At 69.8% G+C, this 18,695-nt stretch carries 19 protein-coding genes and 1 pseudogene; 10 read left to right on the forward strand and 10 right to left on the reverse strand.

The window, feature by feature from the left end; genetic code table 11:
* Positions 1–71 precede the first annotated feature (71 nt).
* The 5 genes from egtA (at position 72) to JL475_RS29720 (ending at position 4,929) form a co-directional block, all read left to right on the forward strand.
* Positions 72–1,433, forward strand: coding sequence for an ergothioneine biosynthesis glutamate--cysteine ligase EgtA (gene egtA / locus JL475_RS29700; RefSeq protein WP_237408647.1), 1,362 nt, complete (start codon positions 72–74; stop codon positions 1,431–1,433).
* Positions 1,430–2,758 (forward strand): ergothioneine biosynthesis protein EgtB, encoded by a 1,329-nt coding sequence (egtB, locus tag JL475_RS29705; protein WP_202281058.1) that lies wholly within the window; start codon positions 1,430–1,432, stop codon positions 2,756–2,758. The genes egtA and egtB overlap by 4 nt, the downstream gene beginning before the upstream one ends.
* The gene (gene egtC, locus JL475_RS29710) at positions 2,758–3,561 is read left to right on the forward strand and encodes an ergothioneine biosynthesis protein EgtC (protein WP_202281059.1); all 804 of its coding nucleotides are present in this window, start codon (positions 2,758–2,760) and stop codon (positions 3,559–3,561) included. Before egtB ends, egtC begins: the two co-directional genes overlap by 1 nt.
* A complete protein-coding gene (gene egtD, locus JL475_RS29715) occupies positions 3,558–4,520 on the forward strand; it encodes an L-histidine N(alpha)-methyltransferase (protein WP_202281060.1) in 963 nt (320 codons plus the stop codon). Before egtC ends, egtD begins: the two co-directional genes overlap by 4 nt.
* 193 nt (positions 4,521–4,713) lie before the next feature.
* On the forward strand, positions 4,714–4,929 hold the full coding sequence (locus JL475_RS29720) for a dodecin (protein ID WP_202281061.1): 216 nt from the start codon (positions 4,714–4,716) through the stop codon (positions 4,927–4,929).
* Between the two features lie 107 nt (positions 4,930–5,036).
* Here the strand turns inward: JL475_RS29720 and JL475_RS41530 are convergent, their stop codons facing one another.
* The 4 genes from JL475_RS41530 to JL475_RS29740 form a co-directional block, all read right to left on the reverse strand.
* Entirely contained in the window at positions 5,037–5,270 is a 234-nt protein-coding gene (locus JL475_RS41530) for a hypothetical protein (protein ID WP_307825194.1), read from the reverse strand.
* A 146-nt stretch (positions 5,271–5,416) separates the two neighbouring features.
* Positions 5,417–5,722 carry a hypothetical protein gene (locus JL475_RS29730; protein WP_202281062.1) on the reverse strand — a complete coding sequence of 102 codons (306 nt, stop codon included), beginning with the start codon at positions 5,720–5,722 and terminating at the stop codon, positions 5,417–5,419.
* Between the two features lie 18 nt (positions 5,723–5,740).
* A complete protein-coding gene (locus JL475_RS29735; RefSeq protein WP_202281063.1) occupies positions 5,741–7,390 on the reverse strand; it encodes a M6 family metalloprotease domain-containing protein in 1,650 nt (549 codons plus the stop codon).
* A 582-nt stretch (positions 7,391–7,972) separates the two neighbouring features.
* The gene (locus tag JL475_RS29740; protein ID WP_202281064.1) at positions 7,973–8,185 is read right to left on the reverse strand and encodes a hypothetical protein; all 213 of its coding nucleotides are present in this window, start codon (positions 8,183–8,185) and stop codon (positions 7,973–7,975) included.
* Positions 8,186–8,459: 274 nt separating this feature from the next.
* On the opposite strand from JL475_RS29740, the gene JL475_RS29745 reads away from it, so the two are divergent.
* Complete coding sequence (locus tag JL475_RS29745; protein WP_202281065.1) at positions 8,460–9,398, forward strand: serine protease; 939 nt, start codon at positions 8,460–8,462, stop codon at positions 9,396–9,398.
* 25 nt (positions 9,399–9,423) lie between these two features.
* Here the strand turns inward: JL475_RS29745 and JL475_RS29750 are convergent, their stop codons facing one another.
* Complete coding sequence (locus JL475_RS29750) at positions 9,424–9,708, reverse strand: hypothetical protein (RefSeq protein WP_202281066.1); 285 nt, start codon at positions 9,706–9,708, stop codon at positions 9,424–9,426.
* Between the two features lie 465 nt (positions 9,709–10,173).
* Between JL475_RS29750 and JL475_RS41765 the strand changes: the two are divergent.
* Together JL475_RS41765 and JL475_RS29760 are read left to right on the forward strand one after the other, a co-directional pair.
* Positions 10,174–10,362 (forward strand): annotated as a pseudogene (locus JL475_RS41765) (IS3 family transposase); the annotation flags it as partial.
* Between the two features lie 157 nt (positions 10,363–10,519).
* Positions 10,520–10,996, forward strand: coding sequence for a hypothetical protein (locus tag JL475_RS29760; protein ID WP_202281067.1), 477 nt, complete (start codon positions 10,520–10,522; stop codon positions 10,994–10,996).
* A 42-nt stretch (positions 10,997–11,038) separates the two neighbouring features.
* Here the strand turns inward: JL475_RS29760 and JL475_RS29765 are convergent, their stop codons facing one another.
* The 5 genes from JL475_RS29765 to JL475_RS29785 form a co-directional block, all read right to left on the reverse strand.
* Positions 11,039–12,226 carry a tyrosine-type recombinase/integrase gene (locus JL475_RS29765; protein ID WP_202281068.1) on the reverse strand — a complete coding sequence of 396 codons (1,188 nt, stop codon included), beginning with the start codon at positions 12,224–12,226 and terminating at the stop codon, positions 11,039–11,041.
* An 89-nt stretch (positions 12,227–12,315) separates the two neighbouring features.
* Positions 12,316–12,933, reverse strand: a complete 618-nt coding sequence (locus JL475_RS29770; RefSeq protein ID WP_202281078.1) for a recombinase family protein — start codon at positions 12,931–12,933, stop codon at positions 12,316–12,318.
* A gap of 305 nt (positions 12,934–13,238) precedes the next feature.
* Entirely contained in the window at positions 13,239–14,612 is a 1,374-nt protein-coding gene (locus tag JL475_RS29775; RefSeq protein WP_202281069.1) for an MFS transporter, read from the reverse strand.
* Positions 14,609–15,253, reverse strand: coding sequence for a helix-turn-helix transcriptional regulator (locus tag JL475_RS29780; protein ID WP_202281070.1), 645 nt, complete (start codon positions 15,251–15,253; stop codon positions 14,609–14,611). Before JL475_RS29780 ends, JL475_RS29775 begins: the two co-directional genes overlap by 4 nt.
* Positions 15,254–15,368: 115 nt before the next feature.
* Positions 15,369–15,581, reverse strand: coding sequence for a hypothetical protein (locus JL475_RS29785; protein WP_202281071.1), 213 nt, complete (start codon positions 15,579–15,581; stop codon positions 15,369–15,371).
* A gap of 88 nt (positions 15,582–15,669) precedes the next feature.
* On the opposite strand from JL475_RS29785, the gene JL475_RS29790 reads away from it, so the two are divergent.
* Both JL475_RS29790 and JL475_RS29795 read left to right on the forward strand, forming a co-directional pair.
* Positions 15,670–16,911: a site-specific integrase gene (locus tag JL475_RS29790; protein WP_202281072.1), complete on the forward strand. Its 1,242-nt coding sequence runs from the start codon at positions 15,670–15,672 to the stop codon at positions 16,909–16,911.
* Complete coding sequence (locus tag JL475_RS29795) at positions 16,908–18,638, forward strand: hypothetical protein (protein WP_202281073.1); 1,731 nt, start codon at positions 16,908–16,910, stop codon at positions 18,636–18,638. The genes JL475_RS29790 and JL475_RS29795 overlap by 4 nt, the downstream gene beginning before the upstream one ends.
* Positions 18,639–18,695: the final 57 nt, after the last annotated feature.

An 18,695-nucleotide genomic window follows, 5' to 3' on the forward strand; every position in this document is an offset into this window, starting at 1 on the left:
GACGAGTTGAAGCCGGACGGGACCGAAGGACCCCGGCCGGCGACATGGAGGTATCTCAGGAGGATCCCCACATGTCCGATTCGGCACGTGGCCATACCGAGCCACGCCCCGCCGTCACCGAAGCCGAGGTGGATGCGCTGGTCCGCGGCATCTGCTTCAAGACCGGACCGCCGCGCCGCCTCGGAGTCGAGGTGGAATGGCTCGTCCACGAGCTGCGTGCCCCGCAGCTCCCCGTGACATCCGAACGACTCGAAGCGGCCTACGCCGCACTGCGGACCGTGCCCCTGGGTTCGGCGCTCACCGTCGAGCCCGGCGGCCAGCTGGAGCTCAGCTCGCCGCCCGCCGCCTCCCTCATGGAGTGCGTCGACACCGTCCGCGCCGACCTCGACGCCGTCCGCGCGGTACTGCGCGAGGACGATCTCACCCTCGTCGGTCTCGGCCACGATCCCTGGCACACACCACGCCGGTTCCTGCGCGAACCGCGCTACGACGCCATGGAGGCCTGCCTCGACCGCACCGGCCCCGCCGGCCGCGCCATGATGTGCGCCTCGGCGTCCGTACAGGTGTGCCTGGACGCCGGGTACGAGGAACCCGGCCCCCTCGGCCATGTGCGGCGCTGGTGGCTGGCGCACCAACTCGGCGCGGTCCTGCTCGCCGCGTTCGCCAACTCCCCGCTGGCCGGTCACCGGCCGACCGGCTGGCGGTCCACCCGGCAGCTGCGCTGGGCGCAGATCGGCACCGGTCGCGCGGGCGGCCCCGTGCTGGACTCCGATCCGCGCGCGGCCTGGGCCCGCCACGTCCTGGACGCGCCGGTGATGTGCGTGCGACGCGACGGCGGCCCGTGGGACGTGCCGGAGGGACTGAGCTTCCGTGAGTGGACCAGGTCCAGGGCGCCCAGGGCGCCGACCCGGGACGATCTCGACTACCACGTGACGACGCTGTTTCCGCCGGTCAGGCCGCGCGGTCACCTGGAGCTGCGGATGATCGACGCCCAGCCCGGTGACGACGGCTGGATCGTGCCGCTGGCCGTGGCGACGGCGCTGTTCGACGATCCGGAGGCCGCCGAGACCGCCTACCGGGCGGTGAAGCCGCTGGCCGAACGGACCCACGGGATGCCGGCGCCGCACAATCCGCTGTGGCGGGACGCGGCCCGTGGCGGTCTGGCTGATCCGGAGCTGCGCGAGGTGGCCGCCGCCTGCTTCGCCGCAGCGCTGCGGGCGCTGCCCCGGCTGGGCGCCACGACCGAGGTCGTGGACGCGGTGGCGGCGTACCGGGACCGCTATGTCGCCCGGGGCCGCTGCCCCGCCGACGAACTGCTCGACACCCTACGCGTCGGCGTCGCCGCCCGCGTCGACGGCACCGCCGTGTCCGGCGCGCGCACGCACCCGCACACGCACGGAGCGCCTCCGCACGGGAAGGACACCCGCTCATGACCGACCCCGCCCTCGACGCCGAGGCCCTGCGCGAGCGCGCGGTCGCCGCGCTGATCACCGCGCGCGACCGGACCACCCTGCTGACCAGCTGCGTCGACGAACCCGAGCTGACCGCGCAGCACTCGCCGCTGATGTCGCCCCTGGTGTGGGACCTCGCCCACATCGGCAACCAGGAGGAGCAGTGGCTGTTGCGGGCCGTCGCCGGGCAGGAGGCGATGCGGCCCGAGATCGACAGTGTCTACGACGCCTTCGAGCACCCGCGTGCCGAGCGGCCGCGGCTGCCGCTGCTGCCTCCCGAGGAGGCCCGCCGCTACGCCTCGGACGTGCGCGGCCGAGCGCTGGACGTGCTGGAGGGCACCGCGTTCCACGGCGAGCGGCTGACGGAGGCGGGCTTCGCCTTCGGGATGATCGCGCAGCACGAACAGCAGCACGACGAGACGATGTTGATCACCCATCAGTTGCGCAAGGGGCCGCAGGCCCTGACCGCTCCGGACCCGGAGCCGGTGCCGCTGTTCACCGGTCCGTCCGAAGTGCTGGTCCCCGGCGGCCCGTTCACCATGGGCACCTCCGACGAACCGTGGGCCCTGGACAACGAACGCCCGGCACACCGGCGCGAGGTGGCGCCGTTCCACATCGACACCACCCCGGTGACGAACGCCGCCTACCAGGCGTTCATCGAGGACGGCGGCTACGACGACCCGCGCTGGTGGACCGCGGAGGGCTGGGCCCACATCCGCCGGAACTCCGTCACCGCCCCGCTGTTCTGGCACCGGGACGGCACGTCCGGCGCGGGGCGGTGGCTGCGGCGCCGCTTCGGTGTCACCGAGGTCGTACCGCCCGACGAGCCCGTGCTGCACGTGTGCTGGTACGAGGCCGACGCGTACGCGCGCTGGGCCGGGCGCCGGCTGCCCACCGAGGCCGAGTGGGAGAAGGCCGCCCGCCACGACCCGGCCGGCGACCGCTCGGCGCGCTACCCCTGGGGCGACGCCGAGCCCGGCCCGCAGCACGCCAACCTCGGCCAGCGGCACCTGCGTCCCGCGCCCGCGGGGAGCTACCCGGCCGGCGAGTCGCCGCTCGGGGTGCGCCAGTTGATCGGTGACGTGTGGGAGTGGACGTCGAGCGACTTCCTGCCGTACCCGGGGTTCAGGGCGTTCCCGTACAAGGAGTACTCGGAGGTGTTCTTCGGGCCTGAGTACAAGGTGCTGCGCGGCGGTTCGTTCGCGGTGGACGCGGTGGCCTGCCGGGGCACGTTCCGCAACTGGGACCACCCCGTCCGGCGGCAGATCTTCTCCGGCTTCCGCACGGCACGCTCGGAGAGCTTCTGATGTGCCGCCACATCGCCTACGTGGGGCCCGAGGAACCGCTCGGCCGGCTCCTCGTGGGGCCGCCGCACGGGCTGTACCGCCAGTCGTGGGCACCCCGGCGCCAGCGGTACGGAACGGTCAACGCCGATGGTTTCGGCGTGGGCTGGTACGCGCCGGGAGACCCGGTGCCGGCCCGGTACCGCAGGGCCGGACCCATCTGGGCTGACCTGTCGTTCGCCGATCTCGCCCGGGTCGTCCGCGCCCCGGCGCTGCTCGCCGCCGTACGGGACGCGACCCTGTCGGGCGCGGACAACGAGGCCGCGGCGGCTCCGTTCGCCGCGGGAACCTGGCTGTTCAGCCACAACGGCGCCGTGCGGGGCTGGCCGGGCGCGCTCGCGCCGCTCGCCGGGTCCCTGCCCGCCGAGGACGTGCTGTCGCTGGAGGCCCGCAGCGACTCCGCGTTCGTGTGGGCCCTCGTGCTCGCCCGGCTGCGAGCCGGGGCTCCCGAGGGGCAGGCGCTGGCCGACACCGTGCTGGAGGTCGCCGCGGCGGCCCCCGGCTCCCGGCTCAACCTGCTGCTCACCCAGGGCGACACCGTCACCGCGACCGCGTGGGGCGACACGTTGTGGTACCTGGCCCGGCCGGGCGGCGGCACCGTCGTCGCCTCGGAGCCCTACGACGACGATCCGCACTGGCGCGAGGTCCCCGACCGCACGCTGCTGGCGGCGAGCTGCACCGACGTGCTGCTCACCCCGATCGAGGAGCCGGGCGAGGTCCTGGCACCCACCGACCCATCGGCACCCCTGAAGGAGCTCCGCACGTGAGTCCGTTCCTGCTCACCCGCACCCTGCCCGAGGACGCCACCGACGCGGCCCTGCGCGCCGACGTCCTCCGGGGCCTGGCCGGCAGGCCGAGGACGCTGCCGCCGAAGTGGTTCTACGACGCGTACGGCAGTGAGCTGTTCGAAGAGATCACCGAGCTGCCCGAGTACTACCCGACGCGGGCCGAACGCGAGATCCTGCTCGCCCGCTCCGGTGAGATCGCCGCGGCGGCCGGCGCCCGCACCCTGATCGAACTGGGCTCCGGTTCCTCGGAGAAGACCCGCCACCTGATCGACGCTCTGACCGGACTGCACACCTACGTCCCCGTCGACGTCAGCGAGAGCGCCCTGACCCGGGCGGGGCAGGCGCTCGTCGCCGAGCGGCCGGGACTGGCCGTGCACGCGCTGATCGCCGACTTCACCGGCCAGATGACGTTGCCCGCCACCCCGGGCCCGCGCCTGGTGGCGTTCCTCGGGGGCACGATCGGCAATCTGCTGCCCGCCGAACGGGCCGCGTTCCTGGCTTCCGTCCGCGCGTTGCTCGCCCCGGGGGACGCGCTGCTGCTGGGCACGGACCTGGTCAAGGACGAGAAGGTACTGGTCCGGGCGTACGACGACGCGGCCGGAGTGACGGCTGCCTTCAACAAGAACGTCCTGACCGTGATCAACCGGGAGTTGGGCGCCGACTTCGATCCGGCCGCCTTCGACCACGTGGCCGTGTGGGACGCCGAGCGCGAGTGGGTCGAGATGCGGCTGCGCTCGCGCGGGGCGCAGACGGTGAAGGTGCCCGCGCTCGGTCTCGCCGTCGACTTCGACGCGGGCGAGGAGCTGCGCACCGAGGTCTCGGCGAAGTTCCGCAAGGAGGGAGTGCGGGAGGAACTCGGTTCAGTGGGGTTGGAGTTGGCCCGATGGTGGACGGACCAGGAGGAGCGGTTCGCGCTGTCGCTGAGCATGGTGCGTTGACTTGGGGAGTCTTGTTTCCGTCTGGCGGACGGGGCGAAGAACCCGGCCTGCGGGCATCGGGGACCGCCGGGCGTCGGGGCCGGAGCGGCCGACGTCTCGCGGTACGCCACGGCTTGAGGCACGGTGGAGTGACGTGCGACATCAGGAGGCGTCCCGCGTACCTGTGGGAGCCGCCGTCGAGAGGAGCACCCGCATGTCGAACCACACCTACCGGGTCACGGAGATCGTCGGCACCTCGCCCGACGGCGTGGACCAGGCCGTCCGCAACGGCGTCGAGCGCGCCTCGCAGACCCTGCGCAACCTGGACTGGTTCGAGGTGACCCAGGTGCGCGGCCAGATCGAGGAGGGCCGGATCGCGCACTGGCAGGTGGGCCTGAAGGTCGGCTTCCGCCTGGAGGAGACGGACTGAGCCCGCTCCGGAGGGGAACGGCCCCGCCCCGGAACGGGGGCGGCACGTGAGGAGGCACAGGACCCTGTACGTACCTGCGGGAACGTACCTGCGGGAGGGGGAGGACGTCAGGTCCGCCCCGCCCGCTCCTGTACCGCCTCCAACTCCCCCGACGGGGCCGTCCAGCGGACGTGCACGGGGACCTGTCCGCCGTGCCTCGAACAGGTGAAGAGGAAGAAGTCTCCGCTGGTGAGGGCTTGCGCTGCTCTGCGGATTTCGGAGGTGAGGTTCTCGACCGTGGCGTCGGCGGTGAGCAGTGCCGTCCACTGCTCACCTCCTGCCGCCTCGGCGAGCCGGTCCACGTCGCGGGCGTCGTTCTCGCAAGCGACGAGCTTGCCGTCCCAGCCGGAGTACTCGTGGGGGTCGACGCTGTTGAGCCCGAGGTGGAGGGAGATGCCGTGAGCCCTGAGAAAGCTCCTTCCACGGGGGTGAGACGCAGGCCCGGCGCCTACCCGGTTTCGACGACGAAGTCTCCGGGCGCCGGGCGGCTCTCGGCGACCACTTGTCCCGGGCCCGTCACCCGGGCCCGCAGCCTGATGGTGTCGCCGGGTTCCACGTCCGCCAGCAGTTCGGTGCGAACGGCCAGTTCGATGCGCTGCCCGACATGGCGGGACAGCAGATCGGCGAAGCCGGGTACCGCCCTGGCCTCGAGGACCTGCACCCCCGCCTGGTCCCAGCCGGCCAGGCGGGGGTGGGTGTCCTTGGAGAGCAGCCGTACGGTCAGGGCGGTACGGTTCTCGATCACCTGGACCATGGCGTACCGCCCTGCCGGTCAGTAGCCGCGCGGGGCGTCGAAGCGGGACATGCGGCCGGGCATGGCGCCGCCCTTCGCGTCGGCCGGCTCACTGCCGGCCGGGGCCGAGTACGCGCTCTCCCTCAGATAGGCCTCGACGTTCTCCCACGGATAGCGCCGTACCGTCCGCTCCAGGTCGGCGAGGCGTTGCCGCAGGTCGTCGAGGTTCCGGGCCAGTCCGGGCAGTCCGATTTCCGTTTCCCGGGCGCGGGCGCCGACGGGGACCCCCGGAGCCTGAAGCGCAGGCGCCGCACTCACCGATACGGACGCCGTGATGAGGGTGCGGCACTCCGAGATGTCCGTGATGGACACCTCCGTGGGCACTCCGTCGTACGACACGGAGCTGGGCCGGCTGGTCGGGGTGAAGGACGTGTTGGCGCTGGTCCCGGGATACGGGTCGCCGGCATCGCCGCGGTTCCGACCCCACTCCAGGTCGTGCTTGTCGTCCGCCTGGACGAGCCCCACCAGGTAGTGCGGTTCGGCGGTATTGTCCGGCTGGCCCTCGTCGATCTGCCAGACGAGCAAGCCGTGGTTGGGCAACGAGACGTCATAGCCCATCTGTTGACGGTTCTCGAGCAGGAAGTACTCCTTGCCCGGCAGTCCGTCGGTCCACACCCGGTGCACCTGGTGGCTGACCTGCACGTTGGGCAGCGTGAGACTGCCGTCCTCGGTGACGTCGACCTGGTCGACCCAGCCCTGCTGGAGCTTGCACCAGGCGGACGGATGGGTCGGAATGTCCCCTTTTCCGCCCCACGAACCGCCGCCCATCAGGCACCAGTTGCCGACACCCTCGGAGCTTCCGTCGGCGTCGTACAGGTCGGGCAGACCGAAGAGCAGGTGCCCCAGCTCATGGGCGCAGACGCCTATCTTGGCGTCCTCGGGGATGGTGAGGTACGCGAAGATGTTGGCGCCGTCGGCGTGGAAGGTGTTGGGCAGGACCCACTTGTGGGACCAGATGTCGCCCGGGTCGAGGGTGGCCTCCCCGCCGGATCCGGGGTGGATCACCATGAAGGCGTCGACGAATCCGTTGCCGTCGTTGTCGTAGGGCGCGTAGTTGACCAGCGGGTCGGCGGTTATCGCGGCGTCGCGCGCCATGAGCTGCGCGCGAGGCTCTCCGGTCGGCTTGCCGATGCCGAAGTTCCCGTTCGCGTACCAGGAGAGTTCGTGCGGCAATCGTACGGGACCGATGATCTCGCCGACGATGTCGACCAGACCATGGCTCACCTCCCGGAAGTAGTCGCGCACACTGCCGTGCGGAAGCTCGCCCTCCGAGAAGAAGAGCTTCTCGAAGTGCTCCTTGCTCGCGGCCATCTTCTTGTCCGGGAAGTCCACCAGCACTGCGACCACCCGGACGGCACCCCTGAGCGGAGCACGTTCGGCAGCCGCTTTCCGGAGGACCCCGGAAGGGGTGCCGGCTGTGAACATCTCGGGAGGGAAGAAGACGTTGTCGTTGAATCCGCGCATCCGCGGCTCCCCGCTCGGCACGAACTGCCGGGCCATCGGCGACGCATCCCGGAGCCGCTGCAGCTCCTCGTTCATCCTGTCCCGCGCCTCCGGACTGGGGCAGACGGCACAGAAATCCGACCACACGGCGGCCGCGGCGCCCCTGAGAACAGAGTTTTCCGTCATGACATTCCTCCTGCCGCTGATAAAATCGCGCTCTTTTCCCCCTCTTCTCCAGTAGGCGCGCAGCGGAGGGGTCTGTCAAAGGCGATCTCCTTTTAGTTGAAGCGCAAATTTTTGAAGCGGCGATAAACTCCGCGGCGCACCCTCGCACTAAACCCCGCAGCCGCAAGGTCCGCGGTCCGCTGCGAAACCGTTTTGGGGGAATTGCGGCGCCCGAAATGCGTGGGTGTGGTTCGCGCCGGCGGCGACGAACTCATGCATGAGAATCGTCCGTGAACCCGTGTCCGCGACATTCGAGCACCATTCGAATGCGTTGACGGGAACCACTTCCTGGAAGCGGTCACGCCATTCCAGGCCGTCGTCCGAGTGCGCGTAGGCGTACCAGATCGGGTTGACACCGTGAGGTCACCCGTGAAAACGACGGCCGCCTGTCCAGGCTGGATCTTCCACCAGCCCACCTTGAGCCAGTTCCCCCGTCCGGGCAGTTCGGGCGGTGCCGCTCGTACACGGCCCAGACGGGCCGACTGTAGTTGTTCCTGAAGATCAGAGTCATGGCTGCGATACGCCCTTTCCTCGCCCTGCCCGCTACTCGGAGGACTCCGGCGACCTGCGGGCTGCCGGACTCCCGTCCGCCCGCAGGGGGACCGGCGGTCCGGTGGCGGGACGGGTGTACTCGCCGGCACTCTCCTCGGGCGCCGAGGCGGCCGCCTCGGCTCTCCCGTAGGACAGGGCGCGGTCCAGCGCTTCCTCGTCCGTGTCGGTGGCGGGGTCCGCGCCGGCGGGATTCTCCTGGCCCATGAGATCGCTCCATTTTCCGTAAAATACTCCGGCTTCCTTCCTGCGCGGGAAGACCGGTGAAACACCGGAACAGCAATGTCACCCGATCGGTGCACAGCACCCTTTCCGAGTGATGAAAAGGGCCGGACGTATGGTTTTCGGCGACTTCTTTTCCGTCGTACGCCCTCCGCGCTCCCCTGTCCCTAATATGTGTCCGAGATTCCCTTCACCGAAAGGAAAGGTGGAAATGTCCGAGCCGATTCCGCCGGATGATTGGGGTTCGACCCTCGAACCCATGGCGTCCGTGCAGGAGGCCACAGAGCACAGATTCCCGCCCCGCCCCGAGGTGGTCGTCGTCTCCGAGGCCGACCTCGCCGGACGAGCCGAGGGGCAGAGCGGGAACGAGCCCTACCGGCCCGAGGGTGCACCACTGCGCCCGCTCCCGCAGCTACTGCGACCGGAGGGCGCCAGGGCCCCGCTGTGGAGGCGGGCCCCGGGCGCACAGGACGAGAGGGGCGAGCCGACCACGGTCTTCCCGCCGGACACCCGCACAGTGATCTTCGACACGAGCTACCCCTGGCGGGCCTGCGGACGCGTCGCCGTTCCCGGCGGCTCGGGATCGGGCGTCATGGTGGGGCGCCGTCACATGGTCACCGCGAGCCATGTGGTGCCCTGGCGCGCGGACGGCAGTGCCGACTGGATGACCTTCACTCCGATGCAGTACGACACGAGCGCCCCATTCGGGTCCGCCAATGTCACCCGCATCTACTCCTGGCAGCGGGTGAACGGTGCGGACGGCATCTCGTCCAACGAGGCCGCCTTCGACTACGCGGTCTGCGTGCTGAGCAGCCCCCTCGGGGAGACCACCGGATGGATGGGCAGCGCACACGACTACGTGTCCGACTGGAACGGCCGGGCGTACTGGTCGCACATCGGCTACCCGGGCGACATCGGTTCAAGTCTCCGGCCGGTGTACACCGCGAACGGCGTCATGGACAGCACGGTCAACGAGGCCTTCACGGGGCGGAACGGACTGCGGATCATGCATCACAACGACATCTTCCCCGGCCAGTCCGGCGGCCCGTACTTCGGCTGGTGGACCGGCGAGGACGGCCCACATGTGGTCGCCGAGCAGAGCGCCGAGAACTGGGGCATGGCGGGCGGCCCGAACGCCGCGGGAGGCGGGCCCGCGCTGAGGGAGCTGGTCGCCCACGCGCGCACGGTCGAACCCTGATCCCTCACTCCTGCTCGGGGAGCCGTCAGCCGCGCGTCGGCTCCCCCTTGTCGTCCTGCTGTCCGGGAGGACGCCGCCACATGGGCCGCGGCTGCTCTCCGGGCCGCGGCTGCGGCGCCGGCAGGGGCGGCGTCTCCTCGGGCAAGCCGCTGCCCGGGTGCGCGGCCGTACGGCTCTCGTCCTCCCCGGCGCCGTCGGTCCGGGTGACCTGTACAACGTCCGGCCGAGGAGGAACCGCGTCCTCGGGGGCCGGCCGGGGGCCGGAACCGAAGTGTTCTTCCCAGTCGGCGGGGGGAATCGGATCGGACATCGTCGCCTCCTGAAATGCACGGTATGCGCCGGTACACGTACCACTCGTACTACTCCAGCGTAGTGACGAACGTGCTCCATTCCGACGGGCACGAGAACGACGTGTACGCAGGTCCCCGGGCGAAGCGTCCGCCAGCGCCGCCGAGCACCTGGACCCCGGTCAGGTTTTCGCCGAGCAGCAGCCAGGCAACGGCCCGCCGGAGTTCCGTCGCCAGATGGTCGAGCCGGTTCGGGCCGACCGGTCGCCAAAGGAGCCGGCGAAGGAGTTCGAGCCGTCCGCCCGGGCCATCCGGACCTGGGCCGACCAGGACCGGGGGGACACCGGGAACGCCCGGCCTGACCAGCGACGAGAAGGAGGAGCTCGCCTCGTTGCGCCGCGAGGTCAAGCAGCCGCACGAGGAGACGGCAGGGCCACTCTGCCTGAAGGGACCGCTGTCTCTCCCGCCGGCAGCGGGAGGACGCCGCGCTCACGAAGAAGCTCCGCGAGCACCACGAGCGGTCCCACGGGACCTACGGAGCTCCGCACATCCACGCGGACCCGCGCGGGACCGACGCCCTGCCGGTCGGACGCAGGCGCGTCACCCACCTGATGCGCGAGAGGCGGGCCGAGCGGGGGTGCACCGTCGTCTCACGCCCGCCGATCGGCGTGGCCTGACCCCGCTGTTCTGGTCCCACGTACGTCCTTATCTGGACGTTTTGTGTGGCTGTGACTGAACCAGTCTTGAGGTTCACGAGCGCTCAAAGAGTCTTACTGGCACCCTCTTCTTGTGGATGCGGGGACTTCAGCGGTTCTGGGTGCCGGGGTGGGAGTAGTGGGAACAACCCTGGCAGCGATCATTGCCGGGATAGCGGGACAGCGGCAGGTGCGAGCTGAGCATCGTCACTGGCGTCGCCAGCTGCGCCGTGATGCTTATGCCGCCTTCACGGTCAAAGCTGATGAGGTCTATGAGGCACTGCGCGGTGTCGAAGCCGAGTTAGCCAGGCCAGGCCATGATCTCGACGGGCAGCGCGGAGCTCTTGACGAGACCCGCAGGTTGGTTCGAGGGGATTTGGTCGATGCTCAGACTGCCGTCGAGCTTGAAGGACCGGAGGAACTGGCCCGCATGGCTGGCGAGTTGACCAAGTCTCTGTCGGCCTGCGTCGCAGCGATTCAGGCGAGAATCATTGGTCGAGAGGGCAGTGATGCGCTTGGGGCGAACGAGTCGCATCGCATCCGGCGTTTCCTCAACCATGCGTCGAACAAGCGAGAGCAGTTTGTGAGGCATGCTCGCAAGGCCATCGATGTGTGAGCGTGAGATTGAGTATTACTCGAGTCCTGTGTGCAGGATCGCTCAACAGTGATCACCAGGGCTGGGTTCGGTGCTCTCGCCGAGGTCGGCGAGGAGGCCGCGGATTCGGTCGGCGATGGCGTTGTGTCGTTCGACCTCGCGGGGCCAGCCGCGTTCGACGGCGTCCTGGGCGAGTTGCTGCTCGCGGGCAAGGCGGGATCGCAAGCGCGGGGCGTCCTCGCTGGTGGTGAGGAACTTCGAGCAACGAAGGTAGAGGTCGCACTCGCAGGGCCCCTCGGCGGGTGCCCGCAAGCAGTGGCCGAGTTCGAGTTCGGTTTTGAAGAAGTTGGTCTTGAGCCAGTTAAGGGTGTCTTCGCCGATCCAACTGGTCAGGAGCTCCTCGGCGGCCGGTCCCGCAATCCGTCCGCCGGCGGCGATGACTTTCTCGTACTGCTCCTTCAGGACGGGGTCGCTGATGTGGGAGTAGGTGGCCGACATCTGTGCGTTGCGGTGACCGAGGATCGCCATGATGGTCTGGATCTGGGCGCCGCCCTCGGCCAGCTGGGTGCCGACCGTGTGGCGGAACCGGTGGGCGGTCACGGTGGGGGGGCCGTCGCCGTCAACGAGTCCGGCCTTGTGGCAGGCGATCTCCAGGGCGTCTTCGAAGAGGAAGCGCCGACCCATGGGCTTGCCTCGTCGCATGAACACGTAGCGGACCGGCCGCTGGGCCCAGGCATCGTGGCGGGCGGCGGCGTTCGCGGCCTTGGCCGCGTCGATCAGCTCGCGCAGCGCGTCCGCCGCCTGGGGATGCAGGGGGACCATGCGCTCGGCGTAGGTCTTGCCGACCGGGATCCGCAGACGCGGATAGCCGTCGGGGTAGGCATCCAGGCAATCCAGGGCCAGCCGGGCGATCTCCCCACGCCGGGCACCGCTCCAGCGCAGCAACAACAGGGCGGCGCGTTGGTGCGGATCTTCGAGTTCCTCGATGGCGGCCATGAGGCGGTCCAGTTCGGCCCGGGGGATGAATCGCGGCAGCGCGGAGGGGAGTTTGGGCATGTCCGAGCCTCCGAGGAGCGGCCGGCCGGGGACATCGTTCCAGCCCCATTGGCTGGTCTCGCGGAAGAACTGCAGCAGTGGGCTGAGGTAGGTATGGCGGGACCGTGCCGTCAGCGGCCTGCCGGTCCGGGCGTTGATGTGCTCGTGCAGGTGGGCCATGAAGCCCTCGATGTGCCGCCGCTCCAGCTGGGTCATCGCATCGACTTCGGGGTGGGCCCGGGCGAGCCAGCGCAGGAAGTAGGGGTGCCGGTAAAAACCGTGTCACCAGCCGCAAACGGCGGTGATCAGCCCTCGGATCTGGTGGGTTGAGGCAGTTCTGGCGTGCTCGTCGCCTCAGCGAGTGCGAGGCGCCCGCCCTTCAGCTCGGGCACGTAGTTGTAGATCGTGTTCCTGGAGACGCCGAGGAGCTTCGCGATCGAGGTGACGGTGTTCCCCGGGCGAGCGAGTAGGTCGCGGGCGTGACATACCTGCTCCTCGGTCATCGCCGGCGGGCGGCCGAGCCGGGCGCCGCGGGCGCGGGCGGCGGCCAGGCCCTCGTGGGTGCCCTGCACGATGAGTTCACGGATGAACTCCGCCAGCGCCGCGAAGACGTGAAAGACCAGGCGCCCGCCCGGGGTGGTGGTATCGAGCGCCTCGTGGAGCGAGGTGAAGCCGATGCCGCGCTTGCGCAGGCCGGAGACGATGGCGATGAGGTCCTGGATCGAGCGGCCGAGCCGGTCCAGCGACGGGACGACGAGGGTGTCGCCCTCGCGCAGGAAGTCGAGCGCCTTCCACAGCTCTTCGCGCTCGGCGTTCTTGCCGGACTTCTTGTCGGCGAAGATGCGGATGCAGCCCGCTTCGGTGAGGGCGTGGATCTGCCGGTCGAGCAGCTGCCCCTTGGTGGACACGCGTGCGTATCCCACGAGGCCGCCGGTCCGTACGGCCGGAACGGGGGCGAGGAGGTCGGCGGCATCGTCATTCTGGAGTGGCTGCACCTGCCAGATCGTACAGAAAAGGGTGCTCCTCAAGTTCTTGAGCACATCGACTTTCTGACACCGTTTTATGGGCACGATCCGGCGTCGATCCGGTCGCGACCCCCCGCTTACCGATCTTGCTCATCAATCGGTCGATAGATGAGCGCCGCGCGAACGAACCGTGCGTGCGCGAACATGCTCGGCGCCTTTGCGGTCATCCGTACGTTTGTGCGGTCTTCGGGTTGGTCTCGGCGCTACTGGTCGACATGTTGCTGATGGGGGTCGGAGCCAGCGGTGCTCGGAGAGGACGACACGGTGTGTGGCTGAGGCGTTGCCGCCGGAGTCCGGGGTGTGGTCCCGCTGCGGTGAATCCACAGGAGAGCTCCTGCCAGCAGCACGGTGCCTCCCAGCAGCCAGGGCAGCGGGCCTGACGGAAGGACACCGATGATCAAGCCGGTGAGAGCTGCCACCAGTTGCAGGGCGAGAGACTGGACGGACAGCGCGGTGGCCCGGCCCGAACTTGCGACCCGGCGGTGCAAGAGGTCGTTCTCGCTCGGCCCCGCCGCGCCGAGCCCGAGGTAGACCAGGCCGTAGCCGACGGCCGCGAGGACCATGGAGCCCACTCCTGTGAACGCTGCGGTGGCGCCGAGCAGAAGCAGGCCGCTCGCGCTCGCGCCGAGGCTGACCATGACCGCACGCTCGCCACTGCCCGCAAGCCGGGCGGTCAGCGGTGCGAGGTGGCTGCCGATACCCGCGCAGATGAATCCGGCGCAGGCGAGCGCGGCAAAAAGCACCGCCCCCGACTCCGATGCGCCCGTGAGGGCCGCGGCACGGCCCGGCGTGAGCAGTTCGATCGCGGCCAGGGCGCCGCCGGCGGCCCCTGCGCTGAGGAGCACCCGGCGGACCAGCGCGTCGCGGCCCCCCAGGCGCAGTCCGCCCACGACGGTGGCCGGGATGCCGCGGAGTACGTCGGGCAGGGTGGCTGCCGGCCGGGTCGGCTCCCGCAGAGCGATCAGGACATACAGCACGAAGGCGATCTCGACCGCTGCGCCCAGCAGCATCGGAACAGAAAGGGGCAGCACCAGCTCGGATGTTGTCTCGCTGAGTCGGGCGCCGAGGTCGGGGCCGAGCCCGAGCAGCCAGGGAAGGGCACCGCCGAGCAGGGTGCCGGTGGCGAGCGCGGCGGATGTCGCGGAGCCGCCGCGGGCCAGCCCGGTTCGCAGTTCGGCGTCGGGGCCGGAGTGCGCCTGGACGGTGTCGACGTACCAGGCTTCGGCCGGGCCACTGGACAGGGCACGGCCCGCGCCCATCAGGGCCATGCCGAGGCCGAGCAGCCAGGGAGCAGTGCCCAGGCCCACGAGGGTTAAGGCGGCCAGGTTCAGCAGGCCGGCGGAGGCCAGAACAGCGCGGCGTCCGAGGACGTCGGACAGTCCTCCGGTGGGCAGTTCCAGTGCGGCGGCGGTGAGGGAGTGCGCGGCGAAGAAGCCCGCGATGGCCGCCATGGCCATGCCGCGCTCGGTGAACAGCAGGATCAGGGGAGCGATGCTCAGTCCCAGTGGCAGCCAGAACAGAACGCAGATGGTGATGTAGCGGCGGCGTGCGGTGCGTATGTCCAGCGGCCCGGTCATGACGCGTCCTCGGCATCTGTCCTTGCAGGGGCAGAGGTGTCCGCCTCAGCGCCGGGGTCGCGCGGTGCCAGGGGCAATCCGGCGGTGAGGAGCACGACCTGCGCGGCGCGCGGATCTTGTGCATCGCGGGTGGTCAGTTCCTCCAGCTTCCGGTCGAGCACCTCCCAGAGTTCGGTGAGCGACTCGGAGGTCAGGCGGGGCATCAGGTCGTTGATTCCGGACGGCTCCACCCATTCCTGGCCCAGCCGCCCGTCGGCGATGTCGGCCTCGTGCCGGGCGAGAGATGCCTCCAGGTGCTCGATCTGGGCCCTGCGCGACAGGCTGACCCAGGCGCGGCTGCCCGGCGCGGCTGCCATTGCCTTGTTGCTCCAGGAGGTCACGGAGTGCACGGCCTGCCAGCGGCGCTCCCGTCCGTCACGGTGCTCGGCCTCGGCGACGAACGCATACTTCGCCAGAACCCTCAGGTGATAGCTGGTGGAAGCGGATGACTCCCCGGTCCTGACCGCGAGTTCACTTGCGGTGGCCGGGCCGTCCTGCCGCAGCATCCCGAGCAGCCGGATGCGCAGAGGGTGCGTGAGGGCCTTCAGGGCTGCTGCATCTCGCTCGGGATCGAGTACGCGTTTCTGCTCTTCGCTGACCATGACGGGAGGGTAGAGCGGCCCAGAGGTTCTGCAAAAGTATTTTTGCAGAATTTCTTTTGGAAAGTTGGCTGGTAGCCCGTCACCGGCACTGCGTCGGTGACGGGACTGGACAGCCTCACGCGCCCGTACGTTCCCCGGCCGGCTCCTGATCGCCCGCCGTACGGGGGCTGGGCACCGTGACCGCGGTGAGGTTGAGGCGAGTGGCCATGTCAAGGTTGACCTCGCCGTACGGGCGCACATGGGACCAGAACAGCGGGGTCAGGCCGCGCCGGTCGGCGGGCGTGAGAAGCTCGGCCCACTCCGGTTCGCCGAGGATGTCCTGGAGCATCAGGGTGTTTACCTGTTGACTGAACTATCGGAGGAGTTTGCGCAGTTCAGCGGACACCCCGGGAAGCGGGTGACTATGGTCCCGCCCCGTGATCGAGAGAGATGTGCAAGGGCGGGATCTGCGGACGTTGGTCGTACCGCGGGTTGGGTCGCTGGTGGAGACCAGCGATGTGTGGGAGCCGTACTGGCTACTTGATCCGGCCGCGACGGTCGTTGAGCCGGTCGTGGTGTATCTGAAGGACTTGCAGGCCAGTGGACGGCCCGCGACGACGCAGCGGTCGTACGCGATGGACCTGCTGCGTTGGTTCCGCTTCCTGTGGGCGGTCGAGGTGCCGTGGGATCGCGCGACCCGGGACGAGGCTCGGGATTTCTCCCGCTGGATTCAGCTCAGCGACAAGCCGCGACGGACCGGTGCTCCCGCCGTGTCGGCGGTCCCGAATCCGGTGACGGGCAAGGCGGGGCCGGGCCGCAAGTACGCGTCGGCCACCCGCGGGCATAGCGAGACCGTGCTGCGCGGCTTCTACGACTTCCACGCCGACGCCGGGTCGGGGCCGGTGGTCAACCCGTTCCCGCTGGCCCGACGGGGTAGACGGCCCCATGCCCACCACAACCCGATGGACCTCCACCGTAATGAACGGTCGGGGCTGTACCGCCCCCGGCATGTTCAACGGGTGCCACGCTGCATCCCGGACGAGAAGTTCAACGAGCTGTTCGCCCAACTCGGCTCTCACCGGGACCGGGCGTTGGTGGCCTTCTGGGTCTCCACGGGCGCTCGGGCGTCGGAGCTGCTGGGCGCGCACTACGGCGACGCCGACCCCGGCCAGCAGCTGATTACGGTGGTCCGCAAGGGCACGCGGGCGATCCAGCAGTTGCCGGCCTCGCCAGACGCCTTCGTATGGCTCCGGCTCTACCAGGCGCAGATGTACGGCCTGGTGCCCACGGGTGCCGACGATCCGCTGTGGTGGACGCTGCGGCGCCCCTTCCGGGAGCTCGGCTATCACGCCGCCTACCGGATGTTCAACCGGGCGAACGCCGCGCTCGGCGCCAACTGGTCGTTGCATGATCTGCGGCACACCGCCGCCTACCGGATGGCCCGCGACCCCGACATGCTGCTCACCGACGTGCAGTGGGTCCTCGGACACGCCCATCTGAGTGCCACTCAGCTCTACCTGACGCCACTCACGGAGGACGTGATCGCGGATGTGCTCGCGCACCACGCTCGCCGGTCCGCGGGCACGTCCACGAAGGCCACCGTATCGGCGGACGAGCCCTCGTCGCTGTCGTATCGGCCGGAATCACTGAACGTCCTCTTCGGGGAGGGGACCGCATGACCACGCAGGCGCTGACCGCGGAACGCTCCGCCCACCGGCTGCAAAGCCCGGAGGTGGCGGCGCTGCTGAAGAACTTCCCGCCGCGCCGTGCCGGGCAGCGGTGGGAGGCCACCGAGCAGTCACGTGAGCAGGTGAGAGAACGGCTGCTCACGCCGCCGTTCCGGCTGGCGTCCTCGGCACCCCAGTCCCGCCGAAGGACCGGCCTGGCCAAGACCCTGGCGTGGCTGGAGCAGTTTCCCGGGCAGACCTGGCAGGGGCGCTGGAACGCCAGCGGCGCGGATGCGGTCGGCAACATCGCCTGGCGGCAACTGGCCATCTCCTGGCTCCAGTCCACCGGCTGGTCCTACCAGGACCCAAAGAAGGACTTCGACGTCCTGGGCAGCGACATCCTGGTGCTGATCAGCGGTGATGTCATCCGGCCCAGCCTGTCGTGGTTGCTCACTCCGGGAACCGTGCAGATCCTGACGGCCGAGATGGCGCGCGCCCGCGACCCGCGCGGGTTCGCCGCCCTGGCGGCCGTCTGCCGGACCGACCCCGCCAACGCCCACACCAAGAACGGCGCACTGCGCCGGATCGCCACGATGGTCGCCGCCAAGGGCGGCACGGTCCGCGACATCACGGTCGGCGACTGCCTGGAGCTGGCGGAGTTCCTGAGCGCCCGCGGCAGCCGCTCGACCGATACGAGCCCGTACTACTACCAGCTGCTCCACACGATCGGGGCCCTCCCGGAAGGGGCCCAGGCCACGGTCCGGATCTTCAACCCCAAGAACCTGGGCCAGATCAGCATCGAGCAGATGATCGACCGCTACCACCTCGCCTGCCGCCCGGTCCGGGACCTGCTGGTCGACTACCTGCGGGAACGCGCCCCCGCGCTCGACTACACCTCGCTGCGAACAGTCGCGTTCGCCCTGGGCAAGTTGTTCTGGAAAGACCTGGAGGATCATCACCTGGGGATCGACTCCCTCCGCCTGGCACCCGACGTCGCGGCGGCGTGGAAGCGCAGGGTCGCGACGAAGACGATCCGCCGCAAGACCGCCGACGGCGACGTCGTGGAGGAGCAGGTCCCGCGCGGCGACCACGGCATGAACTACCTGGCCCTGGTGCGTGCCTTCTACCTCGACCTCGCCCAATGGGCCATCGACGATCCCGCACGCTGGGGTGTCTGGGCGGCACCCTGCCCCGTCCGAGAGGAGGAGATGTCGCGCAAGAAGGAACGCTCCGGCCGCAAATCACGCATCGATCAGCGAACCCGGGAGCGATTGCCGGTCCTGCCGGTCCTGGTGAAGACGGTCGACACGGAACGCCGACTGGCAGCTGAGCGGCTGGCCGCCGCCCAGGCCACCGCTCCAGGGACGGACTTCACGGTGGCCGGAGAGCGCTGGCACAGGCCCCTCAGCAAGAACCCGACGGCCAGGGTCTGGGCCGCGGATCCCGAGACCAGGCGCCGCCTCGACCTCACGCAGGAGGAGCATCGCGCGTTCTGGTCCTGGGCGATCGTCGAAGTCCTGCGGCACACCGGCATCCGCGTCGAGGAGCTGACCGAGCTCTCCCACCACAGCCTCGTCCAATACCGGCTGCCCGCCACCGGTGAACTCATCCCGCTGCTGCACATCGCCCCGTCCAAGACCGATGCCGAGCGTCTGCTCGTCATCTTCCCGGAGCTCGCCGACGTGCTCAGCACGATCATCAGCCGCGTCCGCGGCACGAACGCCCGACTTCATCAGTAGGTAGGCACACGTGGTCGGCGGATTCGCGGGCTGGCCTGCGAGAATGGCATGAGGAGC

Source organism: Streptomyces sp. M2CJ-2 (assembly GCF_016757295.1).
Taxonomy (GTDB): Bacteria; Actinomycetota; Actinomycetes; order Streptomycetales; family Streptomycetaceae; genus Streptomyces.

Excerpts from the sequence above, each read along its gene's own strand:
- JL475_RS29730 (WP_202281062.1), bottom strand. The coding sequence starts at position 5,722 with ATGGTCCAGGTGATCGAGAACCGTACCGCCCTGACCGTACGGCTGCTC.
- JL475_RS29795 (WP_202281073.1), top strand. The coding sequence starts at position 16,908 with ATGACCACGCAGGCGCTGACCGCGGAACGCTCCGCCCACCGGCTGCAA.
- JL475_RS29775 (WP_202281069.1), bottom strand. The coding sequence starts at position 14,612 with ATGACCGGGCCGCTGGACATACGCACCGCACGCCGCCGCTACATCACC.
- JL475_RS29745 (WP_202281065.1), top strand. The coding sequence starts at position 8,460 with ATGGCGTCCGTGCAGGAGGCCACAGAGCACAGATTCCCGCCCCGCCCC.
- egtB (WP_202281058.1), top strand. The coding sequence starts at position 1,430 with ATGACCGACCCCGCCCTCGACGCCGAGGCCCTGCGCGAGCGCGCGGTC.
- JL475_RS29765 (WP_202281068.1), bottom strand. The coding sequence starts at position 12,226 with ATGACCCAGCTGGAGCGGCGGCACATCGAGGGCTTCATGGCCCACCTG.
- JL475_RS29785 (WP_202281071.1), bottom strand. The coding sequence starts at position 15,581 with ATGCTCCAGGACATCCTCGGCGAACCGGAGTGGGCCGAGCTTCTCACG.
- JL475_RS29720 (WP_202281061.1), top strand. The coding sequence starts at position 4,714 with ATGTCGAACCACACCTACCGGGTCACGGAGATCGTCGGCACCTCGCCC.
- JL475_RS29740 (WP_202281064.1), bottom strand. The coding sequence starts at position 8,185 with ATGGGCCAGGAGAATCCCGCCGGCGCGGACCCCGCCACCGACACGGAC.
- egtA (WP_237408647.1), top strand. The coding sequence starts at position 72 with ATGTCCGATTCGGCACGTGGCCATACCGAGCCACGCCCCGCCGTCACC.
- egtC (WP_202281059.1), top strand. The coding sequence starts at position 2,758 with ATGTGCCGCCACATCGCCTACGTGGGGCCCGAGGAACCGCTCGGCCGG.
- JL475_RS29735 (WP_202281063.1), bottom strand. The coding sequence starts at position 7,390 with ATGACGGAAAACTCTGTTCTCAGGGGCGCCGCGGCCGCCGTGTGGTCG.
- JL475_RS29780 (WP_202281070.1), bottom strand. The coding sequence starts at position 15,253 with ATGGTCAGCGAAGAGCAGAAACGCGTACTCGATCCCGAGCGAGATGCA.
- JL475_RS29750 (WP_202281066.1), bottom strand. The coding sequence starts at position 9,708 with ATGTCCGATCCGATTCCCCCCGCCGACTGGGAAGAACACTTCGGTTCC.